The sequence below is a fragment of the Enterococcus sp. GPZ-007 genome, assembly GCF_059374735.1.
In genome coordinates this window covers 22549-38286 of the sequence record NZ_JCAFYN010000038.1, presented here as the reverse complement: position 1 = coordinate 38286, position 15738 = coordinate 22549, and the positions used below count along the sequence as shown (strand labels likewise).

Sequence of the window (15738 nt, the reverse complement as noted above, 5' to 3'; positions counted from 1 at the left end):
AGCAGGTCTCATCAACAATAGATAAGACCTGCTTCGTGATTAAATTTCTTCTTTTACAAACAATCCGCGATCAATCATACCATCCATTAGGAAGTAGAATTTTTCTTGGACCATTTCTTGTTTTGAATCTTTGAAAATATCCACTGCTTTCAGACCGTTGGCTGTTGTCACTGACATCTTTAAGGTACTGATATCCTTTGCTACTGTGATTTTCAGCTTGAAGCCTTCTTTACTTTGGGGTGTCGCTTGTAATGGACGAACCAATTGGAAGTTGCCTGAGCTGGTTTCGGTAAATCCATTGTCCCGCAAAGTATATTTTTTAGCCGTTGGCGCTAATGCGTATTGATATTTTGATCCTTTGATCGTTGCTGTCTTCGTAAATGCCATATGCTCACCTCATCTTTTTTCTTTCACTCTTAATTATAAAGATAAGTATCAAGCATTTCAATCCACATTATTTGTTCTTGGTCAGTTCCCGTAAGCTCGCGACAAGCTGATCAGCAAAATAATCTACCTGCTCCATCGTATTGCCGTAGCCAAAGCTTACACGTACCGATTCTCTGATCTCTGGCGCGTTCTTGCCATACATCGCTTCAAGCACATGAGAAGGATCGATCGTTCCGGCTGTACAAGCCGAACCTGTAGAAACCGCAATCCCCTTCAGATCCAGCTTCATCAGCAACAGATCATTGATGATCCCGCTAAAGCGAAGATTTAAGACATGGGGCAGCTTATTGCTCAAATCACCATTTACATGATAATCGATCCCCGCTTGATCCAATGTCGTCAAGACCTTCTGAGTGAACTGATCATAGATTTTCTGGCGTTTTTCCCGCTCGTCTTCTGTTAATAGTTCAACAGCCTTCGCCATCCCGCAAATACCAGCCAAATTTTCGGTTCCTGCCCGACGTTTTTCCTCTTGTTCGCCGCCGCGGAGTAACGGTGCTAACTTGGCCGTATCACTTTTGAATAGGAAGCCAACACCCTTTGGCCCATTGATCTTATGAGCCGAGATGCTAAGAAAATCTATTCCTAATTCATGAGGACGAATAAACTGATTGCCATAGGCTTGAACCGCATCGGTATGAAAATAGGCTGGATGATCCTTCAATCGTTCACCGATTTCTTTGATGGGCATCAAGTTGCCGATCTCGTTATTGCCGTACATGATGGAAACCAAGATCGTGTCTGGTCGCAAGCTGGCATCAAAATCAGCCAACGAGATATTTCCTTTGCGATCGACTGGTAAATACGTCACTTCAAAGCCTTGTGTCTCCAAGTACTTCATCGTATTGATCACGGCTGGATGCTCGATCTGGGTCGTGATTAAATGACGACCTTCGTTTTGACGACCAAACGCCGTCTCCATGATCGCGGTATTGTCGCCTTCTGTACCGCCGCTGTTGAAGATGATTTCGTGGTATTTGACGCCGAGGCTCTTGCCGATCACCTCTCGCGCCAGCTCCAATTTGCCGGCAGCCTGCCGACCAAAGGAATGAACGCTGGATGGATTTCCAAACGTTTCGGCCATGACTTCTGTCATCGCCGCTACTACTTCTGGATGCATCGGGCTCGTTGCCGCATGATCTAAATATATATTTTCCACAAACTTTCGTACCTCTCTCTGTGTGCAATAGTTCTATTAAAAAAAGAAAAGGGCATCGCTGCCCTTTTACTCAAAATCTTTTTGTTCCATCGTAAATAATGGGCTGACAGATTCGTTTTGATGAATCCGTTTTACTGCTTCCCCCATCAGAACTGAACAACTGATGATCGACAATTTTTCCGGATGACGTTCAGGATCAGTCAGAACAGAATCTGTGATACAAATATCTTTGATGTCAGCAGCATCTAAATTTTCTTTTGCTGGAGGTGATAACAAACCATGAGAAGCACAAGCGACAACTTCTTTTGCGCCAGCTTTCTTCAAGGTCTTTGAAGCATTAGAGAACACTTCACCAGTATTCAAAATATCGTCTACCATGATACAGCAGCGGCCTTCCACATCGCCGATTACATAACCGGAATCCGGATTGCCTTCTTCAGCGACATCCACGATTGCGATCGCTGTGTCCAAATACTCGGCTAGACTGCGGGCACGTTGGACTCCGCTGTTTTTTGGAGAAACGACGACATAATCATCGCCCACCATTCCGCGGCGACGATAGTAATGAGCAAATAGCGGCATCGTGAATAGGTTGTCTACTGGAATATCAAAGAATCCTTGGACCTGCACAGTGTGTAGATCAAGTGTCAGTACTCTTGTTGCACCTGCGTCTGAAAGTAAATTTGCAATCAATTTTGCTGTGATCGGCTCATGCGGTTTGGCTGTACGATCCTGTCTGGCATACCCGTAATAAGGTAAAACGACATTGATTGTTTTCGCGCTCGCTCGTTTCAAAGCGTCGATCATGATCAACAACTCTAAATAATGATCATTTACCGGCTCATTGGTTGATTGGATCAGATACACATCAAATCCGCGGACTGTCTCCTCCAGATTGATCGCGATTTCTCCGTCACTGAACTGTTTAACCGTGCTTTTTCCCAATGGCACTCCACAGACTTCGGCGATCTTTTCAGCCAATGGTCTGTTTCCATTTAGGCTAAAAATTTTAAATTTATCATTACTTACTTCTGACATGGTGTCCCTCCAAGTATTTTTGTACCACCAGTTTAACATATTTTGGGTTATTTGCTGTAGATTTTACTTTTCCTTTCGAAAGGGATAAACGGATTGTTCGTGTTTTGAGGTTCAAGACCCTTTTCAGGACTTTTCCTATTTCTTCTGGGAAACCAGCGAGATCGTCCCATTTCCCCATTCCGCCGGGATCACGGCTTCGCTCTTGCCCCAATTATCATGAATCTTATAGAATCGTTTTCCATCGGCTGTTTCCATAAACCCGTGAGCAATCACCCAATGATTCCTATAGCTGCTGCCTAAAAGCTGGAGCAGCCCAATCATGACTGGTTCACCCGCTAAAATTCGTTTCGTCACTCGCTGCCAAGAACCCGCCACAGTCCCTCTTGCCCGATATGGAATACGATAGCGGCGAAAGAAGCGATTCAAGCCAAAGGATATCTGTAAAGGCATGGTCGGAAAATCAATCGGCTGCAATAAAGGCTGCAATGCGTGAATCAGCTGCTCATTTTGCTTACTATTCTTTTCTCTTAACCCACTTGGCAAGCAATCCACATCTAGCTGATCCTGCCAATACGCCAGCAGCGCACTGCTAGCATAGGTTCCGCATAAAAATCCCCGCGGTGTTTTCCACTCGCGATAGGTGTCAAAGCTCTTTAACTCGACCCATTGATCAATTGGATAGTCCATATTCTCCACCACCGAATCATTTTCTTTTGTGTATCTTCTTAAGTTATATCATAATGGATAGTAACAGAAAGAACTAGCAAAAAAGGACGGAGGAATAAATTTTGGATAACACAAAAATCAAAGAAGATTTATACGAAGCAGTCAATGGTGAATGGATCGAAGAAGCAACGATTCCCGCTGACAAGCCCGCAACCGGCGGTTTTCAAGATCTTGTCGATGAGATCGACGACCTATTAATCGCCGATACAAAGAAAATGAGCGAGGAGGCTTCATTGATTCCAAATGACTTGATGAAGGAATACATTGCCTACTTCAAACTAGCCAATGACTATCAAAAACGCGATCAAGACGGCGCGGCTCCTCTGCTGCCGTTACTTAAGCAAGTCGAGGAGTTAACTGATCTTCAAGACCTCGAAGAACAATTGACCAGTTGGGTTCTCGAAGGTCTTCCTTTACCTTTCGGCGTAGACGTGGATGCAGATATGAAAAATACCAAGATCAACGCCTTATTTGCCGGTGCACCAAGCCTGATCTTGCCGGATAAAACCTATTACGAAGCGGATCATCCACAGGCACCGCAGCTATTAACGATCTTCAAAGAAATGACCATGAAGCTTTTTGATTTAGCAGGCTATGACGCAGCGGCAGCCGAAAAAATCATCGATGAAGCACTTCAATACGATAAATTACTGGCCCCACACGTAAAAAGTGCAGAAGAAAGCGCCGATTACAGTAAAATGTACAACCCAGAAAGCGGCGAAGAATTTATCAAACACAGCCAGCATCTTGATTTGAAGAAATTACTGGTGGGCTTGATTGGCGAAGTTCCTGAAAAGATCATCGTGATGGAACCAGCCTTTTTTGAAAAACTCGATGAGTTAGTCAATCCAGACACATTCCCGCAAATGAAAAGCTGGATGATCGTTATGACTCTGAATGCCTTGACCGGTTATCTCAGCGAAGAGTTCCGTCAAGTTGGCGGCACATACAGCCGTGCGCTGTCTGGCGCACCAGAAGCTCGTCCACAGGAGAAGGCAGCCTACTACTTGGCTTCCGGACGCTTTGACCAAATCGTCGGAGATTATTACGGCAAGAAATATTTCGGCGAACAAGCCAAGAAAGATGTCGAACAAATGGTGGAGCGCATGGTGGGAATTTACCAAGAACGCCTCAGCAGCAACACTTGGCTTGGTGAAGCCACCCGTGAAAAAGCCATCGTGAAGCTAAGTACACTAGGCATCCACGTGGGCTATCCAGATAAGATCCCGCCAATTTACTCAAAATTCAAAGTAACACCCGCGGAAAAAGGCGGTACATTATTGAGTAACGCATTGCATTTCAGCCAGTTGAAGCGCAAAGAGGATTACGCGAAATGGAATCAACCGGTACAACGCGATGAATGGGAAATGAGTGCTGACACAGTGAATGCTTATTACCATCCATTCCGCAATATCATCGTTTTCCCTGCGGCGATTCTCCAAGCGCCGTTTTACAGCCTAGAGCAATCTAGCAGCGAGAACTTTGGCGGTATTGGTGCTGTCATCGCCCATGAAATCTCTCATGCCTTTGACAACAACGGCTCACTCTTTGATGAGTACGGGAACATGAACAATTGGTGGACCGAAGAGGATCAAAAGCATTTCCAAGAATTAGCAGATCAAATGATTGCTGAGTTCGACGGTTTGGAAATTGCCGGTGGAAAGGTCAATGGCAAACTGACTGTTTCAGAGAATATTGCTGATGCAGGCGGACTAAGCTGTGCTCTAGAAGCAGCGAAGAAAGACAAGGACGTCGATCTTGAAGGCTTCTTCATCAACTGGGCAACGATCTGGCGGATGAAGGCACGGCAAGAATACACCCAATTACTCCTGTCCATTGATGTTCACGCACCAAACAAATTACGGGCGAATGTCCAAGTCAAGAATCTGGCAGACTTCTATCAAACCTTTGATATTCAGCCAACAGATGCGATGTATTTAGCTCCTGAAAAACGCGTAAGTATTTGGTAAGCAAAAGACCGAGGAAAATGAGTTCATTTTCCTCGGTCTCTTTTTATGCTGCCCGTAACTTCTTCCATTTGCGAACCTTCGTGCGAAATGACTTGAATGGCTTGAATGACGCGACAGTGTTGATATGGACCCACTTCCAAACAGGCCAATTCGAAGAGGTCGACTGCGCCCATTTTCTGCCGCCGGGCTAGAACAGCACCTCATCATCTAAGCTAGCGAGCCACTGACAGGTGGTGTCGACTGATTGATTGAACAACGTGATCATGTCTGACAGACTCTTGCCCTCTTGATCCGCATAGAATTGTTCATGCAAGGGGCCCATCTGATTCCACTTGATCCCTGGCGCAGGCATCTCGACTGTCTGACCTTCACGTTCCGTCTGTTCGCAATCTTGAATCAGCGCCAACCAGCCAAACTAATAGGCGAGATTTTCAAAGGCACTATTCGACCAAAACGACGGATGATATGAGTGATTACTCCAAAATTTTTGTGACATATGAATACACGATCAACGGTCGTAAGCAGACAAAGCGCTTCACGTATCGCAATGATGACAATGGTGAGTTCCCAGCAAAATTGAAGGTTTACTACCTGAAAAATGATCCCAGTCAAGCAGTGTTCGAGAATGATATCGGAGACAATAATTTTTCGCCATTCTATACGACCTTTAAGAAAGGCTGCGGCTGGAGCTTCATCGTCTTCATTATCTAATGTATTGAATATTTAACCTTCTAAGCTAAGAAAGCAGCCGGTTCACAACTGTAACCGACTGCTTCTATTCTATTTACTCGCTTTTACTTTTTTATCCTCTTACGCTGAATGCCAGGAATCCAATAAAGTACTAGTACGTTTACATTTTTTCCAAATTACATTCGCGTAGCGTTGGACTCCGTCCTTCTGAAAGATCGTCAACCGCGCCAAAATCCCCAATGATACGACCAATGCCTCATGTGTTCTACCAAAATCCGCATTCTTCAAATTCAGACTCGTCCTTTTGCCCTTTTCGTCTTCAAAAACTGTTTTGAGTGTAAATTCGAACAGGTCTGGATTAGCTAAGCAGTCCGCTTTTACCTCCTCTGAAGAGTTTTTTGTAAACTCCTCGATCATTGGGGTGATCGCATCGAGCGTCGGTGCTGATGCAGCACGAATATACTTCATATCCCGCCGAATCGAATGTGTCCGCTCAGAGAATTCAGCTTGATTTCTGAATAGTCTGTTTCGCACCTTCTCCCATTCACTGAACTCAAAGTAATCATAAAAGTATAAGCAAAAGTCCCGCATTTTTTCAGTCAGCTCACAGGTTAGGAAAATCTCGCGAATCAGGTCTTTACATAGAAAGGAATAGTCCTCGACTACGATTGAATTCTTAGCTAAGACCGCCATACCATACTCGATTACCTGATCTGCATCTTGTGTATCTAAATAATATTGAAAGATTTTCTTTTCTAGAGAGTCTCGCTTCATATGAAATAGCTGTCGTTCTTGTAACGGCTTCACATTTATTTCCCCTTTTTTCTATAGTGTTTCCGCCTCTTCCCGCTTGCGCTGCAGATAGGCTGCATCTTTCGCCTCATCAGCATAATGTTTACGCCCTACAGATATTTCACATTCAGGATATACGCTCTCATAAAATCTGCGAACGCCATTTTTTTCAAAGATCGTTAATCGTGTCAATAGTTCTAGCAGTGTCTTTAATTTAGTAGGCGGTATACTGACATCTGCATTTAGAAACTTTTGCTTGTGCCGCTTCCCATTTTCATCTAAAAAAACAGTGTTGAGGGCATAATTATAACGTTCCTTCACAGCAAGCTTTCTTTGCCACTCCTCCAAATAATTCTCATAAAGCCAATCTAGCTTTTTGTTCGTCGGAACAGAAGCCGCCCGTACATACTTCGTTTCAGGTCGGATCGCTCGTGTCCGCTCGGAAAATTCTGCGCGATTTTTAAACAGCCGATCCCGTACGATCTCCCATTCTTGGTACTCAAAATAATCATAAAAATATAGACAATATTCTCGCATAATCTCCGTCGGCTCACTGGTCAAGAAGATCTCCTTGAATAGATCCTTGCAGATAAACGAATAATTCGTCATTGTGATGGCATTAAATACCAAGACTGCCATGCCATATTCGATCACCGAATCAACATCCTGCGTTTCTGAATAATATTGATTGATGCGTTTTTCCAGGCTCACCCGCTTCATGCGAAAAAGCTGCCTCTCATTTAATGGTTTTACCGCCATGTTTTTCCCTTCTTTCTAAGAAATTCTCTAAATCTATAATACCTCTAAAATAGTCAAAAATTTACCCAACTTTCTTATAAAAAAAGAAATGACTTGGTAATCACGAATATGGTATGAAAAGATTGTTTCCATTTTCATTCTGTGCTAGTATTTTCACGGGGACTTCCCCAAAAATAAATCAGAGTAGAAAATAAAGCGTTAAGTGCTGGAGGGATGGGATGTTGTCCTCTGGACGAAAGACTTGGTCTGCGGTTTTATTTTCGCATTCGCTGCATGCAGATGTAGCAGCTCTATGAGGAGATGCTAGAAATGAAGAAACACCTTGATGCTAGAAGCATCACAATGATGGCGCTATTAATCGCCATGATGGTCACCCTGTCTCGCATATTAGGAATCGAGACACAATTTCTCAAGGTCAGCTTTACCTTTATCCCCGAAATCATTATGGGAATGCTGTTCGGTCCATTTTGGACAGGGGTCGGCGCTGTGATTGCTGATTTTATTGGAATGTCACTTTTTGCGAAGGCACCATTCTTTATCGGCTTCACCATCAATGCCTTTCTTGAAGGAGTGATCTATGGCTACTTCTTTTATAAGAAAGAGATTACGTGGAAGAACTCGATTCAATCGGTGTTAGTAACCACAATCGTGATCAACTTGATCCTGACGCCACTATGGCTGGCAATGATGTACCACGTGCCATTGAATAGCTGGTTGATCTGGGCACCACGTTTGATCAAAACCGTGATCTGGATTCCGATCCAAGCAATCATCACCTATTTCCTAGGCGGTGTGTTGCCCTATAAACAATGGATCGCACGCTTCAATCGCGCTCACTAATTATTTACAAATTATTACGTTTATGTGAAAGAGTTATTACCTTCACAGCGTATATCCCTTTAGAGGCTGTCTTATCCCATAGTCAGCCTCTCTTTTTGTGTTATTTTTCTCAAGCATTAAAATCGCAATTCGTTATCTAAAGCGCTATGATGAGAAAAATTTAATACGAAAGCTGGGAGAAATATGAAAAATTCTGATGTTTTGATCGTCCCTAAAGACCGTTCACTGTACTTTTTCCCTGCCGTTACTGAAGTTAGCGTTTGTTCAGGGAAAGAACTACTTGAAGCAAGCAACGATTATTTACGCCAATACTTGAAAGATTTTCAATTAATTATATTCTTAGATTTTGGCTTCGAAACGGAGATGGCTGCACGCATCCGTCCCTTCACAAAAGCCAAGATCGTCCTGTTTTTCTGGAACCACTTTAAATTAGAACACTATCGCAAACTGAATGCCGCCCAAAAAGAACCCGCGATCAATGAAATCTATCACTTCGATCCACTAGAAGCGCGGGATCTCGGATTGAAGCACAATAGCTCCTTCTACACTCAATCTGTCGGCGAGCCCTTGCACGACACTGAATATGATATTTTCTTCGGTGCCAATGACAACGGCCGCAAGCAGCAGGCGATGGAATTAAAAGAACGCTTCGAAGCGTTGGGACTCTCAACCTTCTATCACATCCTGCCAAAACGTGGGAATGAACAAGAAGGCTATCTGCCTTATGGCGAATACCTGCAATTAGTCAAACGCAGCAAAGGAATCCTGGAAATCCTGCGTGCCGGACAATTCGGTGTGACCCTACGAACCTTTGAATCACTCTTCTTGCAGAAGAAATTGATCACCTGCAATGAGGTCCTGCCGTTTTATCGGATGTATGATCCAAGAAATGTCTTCATGATCGGAGAAGATCTCAGCAAATTGACCGCTTTCTTGAATATCCCTTATCACCCCGCAGAACAAGAAATGCGCGATTTCTTTGAAGCTAAGAATTGGGTCAAGCGCTTTGTCGATTACGATCCGAAGCTCTTTGAAGAATTCGAGTATTATCCAGAACTGATGGAGCATGAAAGTGCATTGTAGATAAGTGAATCGAATATCAAAAAGACAGAAGCTTTCAAAATAAGAAGGCTTTTGTCTTTTTCTATTCAAAACTCTTAAGGTCTTTCAAAATACTGGGCAATAATATGGCAGTATGCCCTTGTTTTTCGCTTGATATCATTTTGAAAGGTGTGACAATCATGAATCGATCCACCAGAACCATTACCACTGTTTTGTCTTCGATTTTTTTAATTGTACAGATAGTTTTTTTGAGTGGTGTCTATTTTCTTGATTTTTGCAGCTCTTGAGATTTCCATCAAGGGGTCCGCTTTAATACGCTAGACAGTATCTGCAAGATTTTGCAGTGCCAACCATGGGATATTATCGAGTATGTAGAAGAGTAAGTAAAAAGCCGTGCGGATGCACGACTTTTTTTATTGAATTCATAAGCCAATCTCTTTCTCCAATTCCGCTTTGCTCATTGCTTTTCTTCTGCCAAAGTTTCCTCCGCTAATTTATTTAGAGCATGAGGCAAGTTCTTTTTACGCTTCTTAAATTCAGCCAATAAATCTTGATCGATATATCCTTCACTAATCAAATCTTCTAACAGTTGCGCATCAAAATCATGGAGCCATCATCAACAAATTCATAAAAGATACCATTTTTCGTTAACCTAGCTTCAACGTCCGTTCCCTCTTTTATATTAAACTCCTTAGGTACAGTCAAAGTGATAGAGTTCCTAATGTTCAGGTCTTAGTTCCCCTGACAAAAACTGCTTTCGTACATATTATGTAATTACATTATGTGTACAGAAGCCAATATTTCAAATTCAACAATAATCAAATAAATAGATTTCTTTCAATTTTTTGTTACTGGTTGTCTTCTATACTTTATGAGAAAATCACATATTTTAAATCAGTTCAATCACTAGGATTAAAAAAACGTTTATTATTAACAGATTAATAGTTACTATTTCTAAAAAAATAGATGAGTTTTTATTTTACATCACGTGTTTTAGTTTTAACATTCTAATTGTTAAATACTCATTTTTTTATGATTTCAATACCTTTAACAAATGGGGGGTTCTTCATTGATTCAGCTATGTTAATAGCCTTTTCAACATTAGTTATCGGCGCTACTGTTAACGCGTAGGAATCTCCTCCTGTATCTATACTTGCTAAAGCATAACCTTCTGGCAAATAGCTTGCAATTCTAGGAAACTCTAAAGGATCAATTATTCTTTCTTTGTTAGAATATCCATCAAAAATGTTGAGTTTAATATTGTATTTTTTCAAATTTCTCTCAAGATTACCTAGAATATCTTCCATGGTGAATTTCCAATCGTTATATGACAAATAGCCAAATTTATCTAATGTAAATATCATTAGTGACCACCCGTCAAAATCATCTGAAGCCTCCATGCATATTTCAGGTAACCATTTTTGTGCATAGAATACTTTGCTTTCTAAAGTTAACATTTCAATTGCTTGGCAAAGACGTTCATCCTCGTTAGAAAGTAAATGCAAAATCACAGAAATTTGATCGAAAAATTCTGTTGTTTCACAAAAATCATTTTGAAGAAAGATGTTCTCCTTTTGGATTTTAGTATCATGTTTCAAAGCAATTTTCCCGATGACGAAAAGACTGAGTGCAAAAAGGAGTAAAAAAACTACCATCCAGAAAAGAATACTAGAAATTGCATATATTAGTATGTTGAAAATGGAGCTCCACATTTTTACACTGTCCTTTCAATCTTCATCGATATTTTTTTGTCAAAAATTTTGAATTAATAATATATTTTTAAATAAGCTCTGATATATTCGATGCTTTACTATTAAATATTCCTCCAACGGACACATCATCCACGGACTCTCCGCCTTATAGGTCAGATAAGTGTCATAATTCTCCAACTGCTTTTGTGCCATTTTACTATTGATCTTCGTGTGCTGTTCTTGTGCAATAAAATCCTTGGAGATCGAAATCCAGTTAGGATACTTATCTTTTGCGATCGGCAGCAATTCCGCGAAAATCTGGAATGCTTGTTCTTTCGATATATTTTCAAATTGAATCCCTATAAGCCCCAATTGCACTCAACAGCCATGCATCCAATCGAATATCCAGTTCGTCATCGTCAGGAAAATTGATTTCAGCTAAAGCCTCCAAATCAATATTGATGTAATACAAAAATTCCTTCGCCATCAGTAGGACCTAGTATAGGATATCTACATTTATGCTGCCTAAATGACAAATACACACCTGCGTTCAAAAATACCGCAGGTGCTAATTGTAGCAAGAGAAACGTTTCTATTATTTCTGCAATTTACTTTTTGATTCTAGGCAATCGTTAATCAATTCGGAGCACCGGCTTCTACAACCCATGTAATTTTAGAACTGTAGCTTTTACCAGCTTGACCTTGACCTGTTGGAACCCTCAATTTCACCTGATTTTTCCTCCAAACATATGTTGACTCCTCCTTCGAGTTTTCACCGTCACCACTAAAGACCTCTGAAGCAATTGCTGTTAGGCAAACCTCACCTTTAGAAACCAGTCCTCTAGGATTAACTGTATTAGCTGTTTTCTTGTTATACATCTCACCCTGTGGAATTACTAAATTTGCACCTAATAGCTGATCTCCATTTGAAGTAAACGGTGTAGCAGAAGCCTTCAGTGTCCAACCAGTTGCTGCTGGGCGTTCATCTGCAACTTGGATCCACTGATCGGTATCGCCCATCGCTTGATACTCCATATCCTTCCATTCAACTTCTCTGGTTCCCAAGTCAAATGTTGATGGAACATAATCTAAACGAAGCTCCCCATTTTCGCCAGTTCCTCCATTTTCTTGATCTTTCGGCTCTCGAGTCGAAGGATCTCTTGGATCAACCAAGTTAGATTTTATCGTAAGCTGCACTTCCTTGATCAAGTCAGCACTTAATTGATTCGTACTGTCTGCTCGAACAATGAACTTTACATTGTATGGACCTCCAACTGTATTGGGAATAGAAGCTAAATTTTCTACCTCTACATTAGAAAACAAATTAATTATATTTCCATCGATAATTGTTTGTACCTGTGTGTCCATGGCTTGTTTCAGATATTGAGCGTATTCGGTCGAGCCGACTGCAAAGCCTGATACATCACTCCAATGAACTATCAAGTTATTTGCCGTAATGGAATTGATTGTATCTGCCTCATGAACGATCAATTTCACCTCTACTGGATCAGAATCGTTGCCACGGGTGTCATCAATAACTACTTGATCGACAAATTCTTGCGTGTCCTGCCCATTCGTAATAGTTGCAACATTCCCCGAATTAATTTCGCTACCGGCAAAATTGTATCCGAATTGATCTTTGTCTGTCTCCAACGCGTTCGTATCTTCAACACTTGTAATAAAATCTTTAATAGCAGGAATGGTATCTCCTTCGATTACATGGATCGTTCGACCTTTCCCTTCCGGTTTCGTCACATCTTTTACGACTGTTTCTAAATACTTATCTGAATGACCGATATAGCTAACTTTGATCGTCTCGCCCCAATGGAAGGGACGTGATAAAGGTCCTTTCCATTCGTAACTTCCGTCTGCCTGGACAGTCACCTGTCTCTGATCAGCTGACAGAAAATCCAATGGTCCGCCAGATAATTCGACCATTCCGCCTGGCGGCTCGGCCGTTCCTGTCACTGAGTACTCGGTCTTTGTTTCATTGGTTAACTCATCAATTGACTTCACGTTGAAGACGATCGGATCAATGACTAACCGTTGCGCTTTTGACGTATACTCTGAATTGAATTTGCTAACTGTCCCATTATCAACAAAACCATCTGCTAAATTCGTTGATTTCGAACTAATCGATGTATTGTTGTAGGTAATCTTCGTTTTGTCTAATGGCTGGAAACTATTGTCTGGTTTCGCATCGTCAAAGTTGCCATTATCCCATAGACGAATCCGATGAACGTAGCCATTAGCCGCAGGAATATTCAGCGCGCCGTTTAAAGAAAACAAATGATCTTCTGTAGATCGAGTAAAGCCGATATCAAAGGTCGCTTGATCCTCAATATTGATCGAAGATCCCGCAGTATTCATTTTTAAGAGCCCGTTTGTATTGCTGCTGGCACTTCGTAATTTAAAGTTTGAGCTTTCAGCAAGATCTAAGCTGGCCTTACCAACAAAATGAATCGCATCACCTACAGCTTTATTAGGATCATTGGTTTCACCCACACTTAAATCAAAGCTGGCATTTTTGCCAAGCTTGATCGAACCAGTACTTGTGAAATAAATCGGCGTCTTGTCTTTCCCGCTGACAGCTGTTGTTTCATCCACCAGCCCAGTGAAGCATGCATTCTCACCTAATTCGATCGAACTTCCAGCTACTTCCATTTGTAAGACTGTCGCATGATCTCTTCTCGGTGCACCGTTATGAATCTCTACTTCAGTGTTATCTCCAAAATAGATACTGTTACTTCGCCCTATCAATGACGCCGGTCGATGACTATCAGGCCATATATTCGCATCCAATGGAAGTTCCGCAACAAGCGAGATATTTCCCGGGGCGTAGTCATTTACATACCAAGGTCCTGATTTCGTTGGCGTTTTTAAATTGCTCATCGTGATTTTGGTAGCTGTGCCATCCTCCGTATAAAAGTTTCCACGAGGGAAAAACACAAAATTTGCTCCTAGACGGCCATTGTCCATCGTTATGTTAGACCCGGCCTTGACATAGATTTCCCCAACCGCAACATTGGAGCTTCCGCGATAGGCCCCGGAAACATATCGTTGGTCAATCGTCACAGTCACTCCATCGATTGGTGATACATAGGTTTCTGTGGGAGAGCTTGTCATGGATGTATCTCCCGAAAGAATCATCCGTCCCCTAGAACCTTCAAAGGCCTGCGCTCCATACTGAGTAAAGTTATGAACGGTAATAATCGTCTTCCGACCAGGAGTGTACAAATCAGTAACACCCCAGTCGTTTCCGTTATATACAGTGATGTTTTGAAACACGACATCCCAATCATTCGTATAGAACAACATCGTGAATTCTCGAAAATCAACAGAATGATTGTTTCCGTTAATAATCAATTTTTTATCAGTTCGATTGGTACGAACCAACATCGTTCCAGCTCCGCTTGTGCTATCTGACATTTTAAAGCTATCAGTAATATTAATGTAGGTAATCTCTGTTTTGTTGTTATTGTTGCTTGAACTCGTTGCTGAAACACCAATCGATAACGCATCGTTCCATTCTTCGCGGGAACCTACATCAAAATAACTGACATTTTCAAATTGACCATCAGTTACTTGAGCTACTGGTAACGTTCTTGTGGTTGATATACCTAAGTCTAAAGTCGCTCTTGCTTCACGTGTAGAAAGAGCTGCTTCACTTCCATCTTCAGAAGGACTTGTGTCGTCTATAATGCTTTCTTTTTCGACACTGTCCGTTTCCAACATACTTGTTTCTACATCGTGTTTCTTGTTAATTATCAATTCTTCTGTTGTCCCAATAACTTGTCCATTTACGTAGTGTCTACCTGTTAGAGTTGTTTGATCCGTTAGCTGTTCAAATACAATATCCAGAATGATTGATTCCTCATACATTTGTTTCAGATCAATCTCCATTATATTGTACTCTTCATTGATCGTCACTGTAGATGCTAGACTTTGATTGTTCTCTTGTGAATAGGTTATGCCATCTGGAAGATCTATCTGCAAGCTATCTGTCTGTACAGAATGATCCACTAACTCGATAGGTGTGTAGCCAATCTTCATAGAAATTTGCTTTGTCTGATGATCAATCGACTTTTCAGACATTCCATCTACTAATAACTGTACTTGCGGATCAACTGTGCTTGTTTCCTTTCCTACAGCGGTTGCACTTATGGAAGAGAGAACAATGCTTAGTACCAAAACAAGACTAGTTGCCAGTCTAAAAATTTTACATCTCATTGTTCTCATCCTTTCCACGATTTTTATAAATGAACAACAGTATGACGAAAACCAAGATAGATCCAAGAAGAATCATAGTGCCATTAAAAATTTCTCCCGTTTTTGGAAATGTTTTCGCAGCCGTTGAGTTGCCAATACTACTACCTTTGTTGGTCTGCCCACTGGTTTGTGCTCCGTCTATTGCGGGGGGGATTAGTTCCGCATCTCCCCAACCAGAGAATGTGATACTTGTTTCTGATTCAGCTCTAGAGGTCTCAGCTACTACTAACATGGGAGAAACTGATAGAAGAACTACCAACAAAGCAATACTTCCTAGTACTGAAAAACGTTTCAT

14 protein-coding genes, 2 pseudogenes and 1 riboswitch are annotated in these 15738 nt (G+C 41.6%); of the genes and pseudogenes, 5 read left to right on the top strand and 11 right to left on the bottom strand.

The window, feature by feature from the left end; all coding sequences use genetic code 11:
* Positions 1–39: 39 nt before the first annotated feature.
* The 4 genes from AC4J95_RS16410 to AC4J95_RS16395 all read right to left on the bottom strand — a co-directional run bounded on the left by AC4J95_RS16410 (position 40) and on the right by AC4J95_RS16395 (position 3331).
* A complete protein-coding gene (locus tag AC4J95_RS16410) occupies positions 40–387 on the bottom strand; it encodes a DUF1831 domain-containing protein (RefSeq protein ID WP_316404987.1) in 348 nt (115 codons plus the stop codon).
* A gap of 67 nt (positions 388–454) precedes the next feature.
* Entirely contained in the window at positions 455–1606 is a 1152-nt protein-coding gene (locus tag AC4J95_RS16405) for a cysteine desulfurase family protein (protein WP_494550778.1), read from the bottom strand.
* A gap of 66 nt (positions 1607–1672) precedes the next feature.
* The gene (locus AC4J95_RS16400; RefSeq protein WP_316404989.1) at positions 1673–2644 is read right to left on the bottom strand and encodes a ribose-phosphate diphosphokinase; all 972 of its coding nucleotides are present in this window, start codon (positions 2642–2644) and stop codon (positions 1673–1675) included.
* A gap of 135 nt (positions 2645–2779) precedes the next feature.
* On the bottom strand, positions 2780–3331 hold the full coding sequence (locus AC4J95_RS16395) for a hypothetical protein (RefSeq protein WP_494550777.1): 552 nt from the start codon (positions 3329–3331) through the stop codon (positions 2780–2782).
* Positions 3332–3432: 101 nt separating this feature from the next.
* Between AC4J95_RS16395 and AC4J95_RS16390 the strand changes: the two genes are divergently transcribed.
* Positions 3433–5340, top strand: coding sequence for a M13 family metallopeptidase (locus AC4J95_RS16390; protein ID WP_494550776.1), 1908 nt, complete (start codon positions 3433–3435; stop codon positions 5338–5340).
* Positions 5341–5383: 43 nt separating this feature from the next.
* Here the strand turns inward: AC4J95_RS16390 and AC4J95_RS16385 are convergent.
* Positions 5384–5746, bottom strand: a pseudogene (locus tag AC4J95_RS16385) (ClbS/DfsB family four-helix bundle protein).
* 59 nt (positions 5747–5805) lie between these two features.
* On the opposite strand from AC4J95_RS16385, the gene AC4J95_RS16380 reads away from it, so the two are divergent.
* Positions 5806–6051 carry a hypothetical protein gene (locus tag AC4J95_RS16380; protein WP_494550775.1) on the top strand — a complete coding sequence of 82 codons (246 nt, stop codon included), beginning with the start codon at positions 5806–5808 and terminating at the stop codon, positions 6049–6051.
* Positions 6052–6150: 99 nt separating this feature from the next.
* On the opposite strand, the gene AC4J95_RS16375 is transcribed toward AC4J95_RS16380, so the two are convergent.
* Entirely contained in the window at positions 6151–6837 is a 687-nt protein-coding gene (locus AC4J95_RS16375) for a hypothetical protein (RefSeq protein ID WP_494550774.1), read from the bottom strand.
* A gap of 18 nt (positions 6838–6855) precedes the next feature.
* The gene (locus AC4J95_RS16370; protein ID WP_494550773.1) at positions 6856–7581 is read right to left on the bottom strand and encodes a hypothetical protein; all 726 of its coding nucleotides are present in this window, start codon (positions 7579–7581) and stop codon (positions 6856–6858) included.
* A gap of 177 nt (positions 7582–7758) precedes the next feature.
* A riboswitch (THF riboswitch) is annotated at positions 7759–7855 on the top strand.
* A 35-nt stretch (positions 7856–7890) separates the two neighbouring features.
* Between AC4J95_RS16370 and AC4J95_RS16365 the strand changes: the two genes are divergently transcribed.
* From AC4J95_RS16365 to AC4J95_RS16355, 3 genes and pseudogenes are all read left to right on the top strand, one after another.
* Entirely contained in the window at positions 7891–8421 is a 531-nt protein-coding gene (locus tag AC4J95_RS16365) for a folate family ECF transporter S component (protein WP_494550772.1), read from the top strand.
* A gap of 183 nt (positions 8422–8604) precedes the next feature.
* Entirely contained in the window at positions 8605–9504 is a 900-nt protein-coding gene (locus AC4J95_RS16360) for a WaaS/CpsH family glycosyltransferase (protein ID WP_494550771.1), read from the top strand.
* Between the two features lie 275 nt (positions 9505–9779).
* Positions 9780–9866: pseudogene (locus AC4J95_RS16355) on the top strand (helix-turn-helix domain-containing protein); the annotation flags it as partial.
* A 639-nt stretch (positions 9867–10505) separates the two neighbouring features.
* Here the strand turns inward: AC4J95_RS16355 and AC4J95_RS16350 are convergent.
* The 4 genes from AC4J95_RS16350 to AC4J95_RS16335 form a co-directional block, all read right to left on the bottom strand.
* Positions 10506–11081, bottom strand: coding sequence for a DUF6630 family protein (locus AC4J95_RS16350; RefSeq protein WP_494550770.1), 576 nt, complete (start codon positions 11079–11081; stop codon positions 10506–10508).
* Between the two features lie 439 nt (positions 11082–11520).
* Positions 11521–11661 carry a hypothetical protein gene (locus AC4J95_RS16345; protein WP_494550769.1) on the bottom strand — a complete coding sequence of 47 codons (141 nt, stop codon included), beginning with the start codon at positions 11659–11661 and terminating at the stop codon, positions 11521–11523.
* A gap of 149 nt (positions 11662–11810) precedes the next feature.
* Entirely contained in the window at positions 11811–15404 is a 3594-nt protein-coding gene (locus AC4J95_RS16340; RefSeq protein ID WP_494550768.1) for a WxL domain-containing protein, read from the bottom strand.
* Entirely contained in the window at positions 15394–15738 is a 345-nt protein-coding gene (locus AC4J95_RS16335; protein ID WP_494550767.1) for an LPXTG cell wall anchor domain-containing protein, read from the bottom strand. Before AC4J95_RS16335 ends, AC4J95_RS16340 begins: the two co-directional genes overlap by 11 nt.

What these genes read in the sequence shown, in the direction of transcription:
- AC4J95_RS16360 (WP_494550771.1), top strand. Translation starts at nt 8,605, where the DNA reads ATGAAAAATTCTGATGTTTTGATCGTCCCTAAAGACCGTTCACTGTAC.
- AC4J95_RS16340 (WP_494550768.1), bottom strand. Translation starts at nt 15,404, where the DNA reads ATGAGATGTAAAATTTTTAGACTGGCAACTAGTCTTGTTTTGGTACTA.
- AC4J95_RS16370 (WP_494550773.1), bottom strand. Translation starts at nt 7,581, where the DNA reads ATGGCGGTAAAACCATTAAATGAGAGGCAGCTTTTTCGCATGAAGCGG.
- AC4J95_RS16410 (WP_316404987.1), bottom strand. Translation starts at nt 387, where the DNA reads ATGGCATTTACGAAGACAGCAACGATCAAAGGATCAAAATATCAATAC.
- AC4J95_RS16380 (WP_494550775.1), top strand. Translation starts at nt 5,806, where the DNA reads ATGAGTGATTACTCCAAAATTTTTGTGACATATGAATACACGATCAAC.
- AC4J95_RS16335 (WP_494550767.1), bottom strand. Translation starts at nt 15,738, where the DNA reads ATGAAACGTTTTTCAGTACTAGGAAGTATTGCTTTGTTGGTAGTTCTT.
- AC4J95_RS16395 (WP_494550777.1), bottom strand. Translation starts at nt 3,331, where the DNA reads ATGGACTATCCAATTGATCAATGGGTCGAGTTAAAGAGCTTTGACACC.
- AC4J95_RS16400 (WP_316404989.1), bottom strand. Translation starts at nt 2,644, where the DNA reads ATGTCAGAAGTAAGTAATGATAAATTTAAAATTTTTAGCCTAAATGGA.
- AC4J95_RS16345 (WP_494550769.1), bottom strand. Translation starts at nt 11,661, where the DNA reads ATGGCGAAGGAATTTTTGTATTACATCAATATTGATTTGGAGGCTTTA.
- AC4J95_RS16365 (WP_494550772.1), top strand. Translation starts at nt 7,891, where the DNA reads ATGAAGAAACACCTTGATGCTAGAAGCATCACAATGATGGCGCTATTA.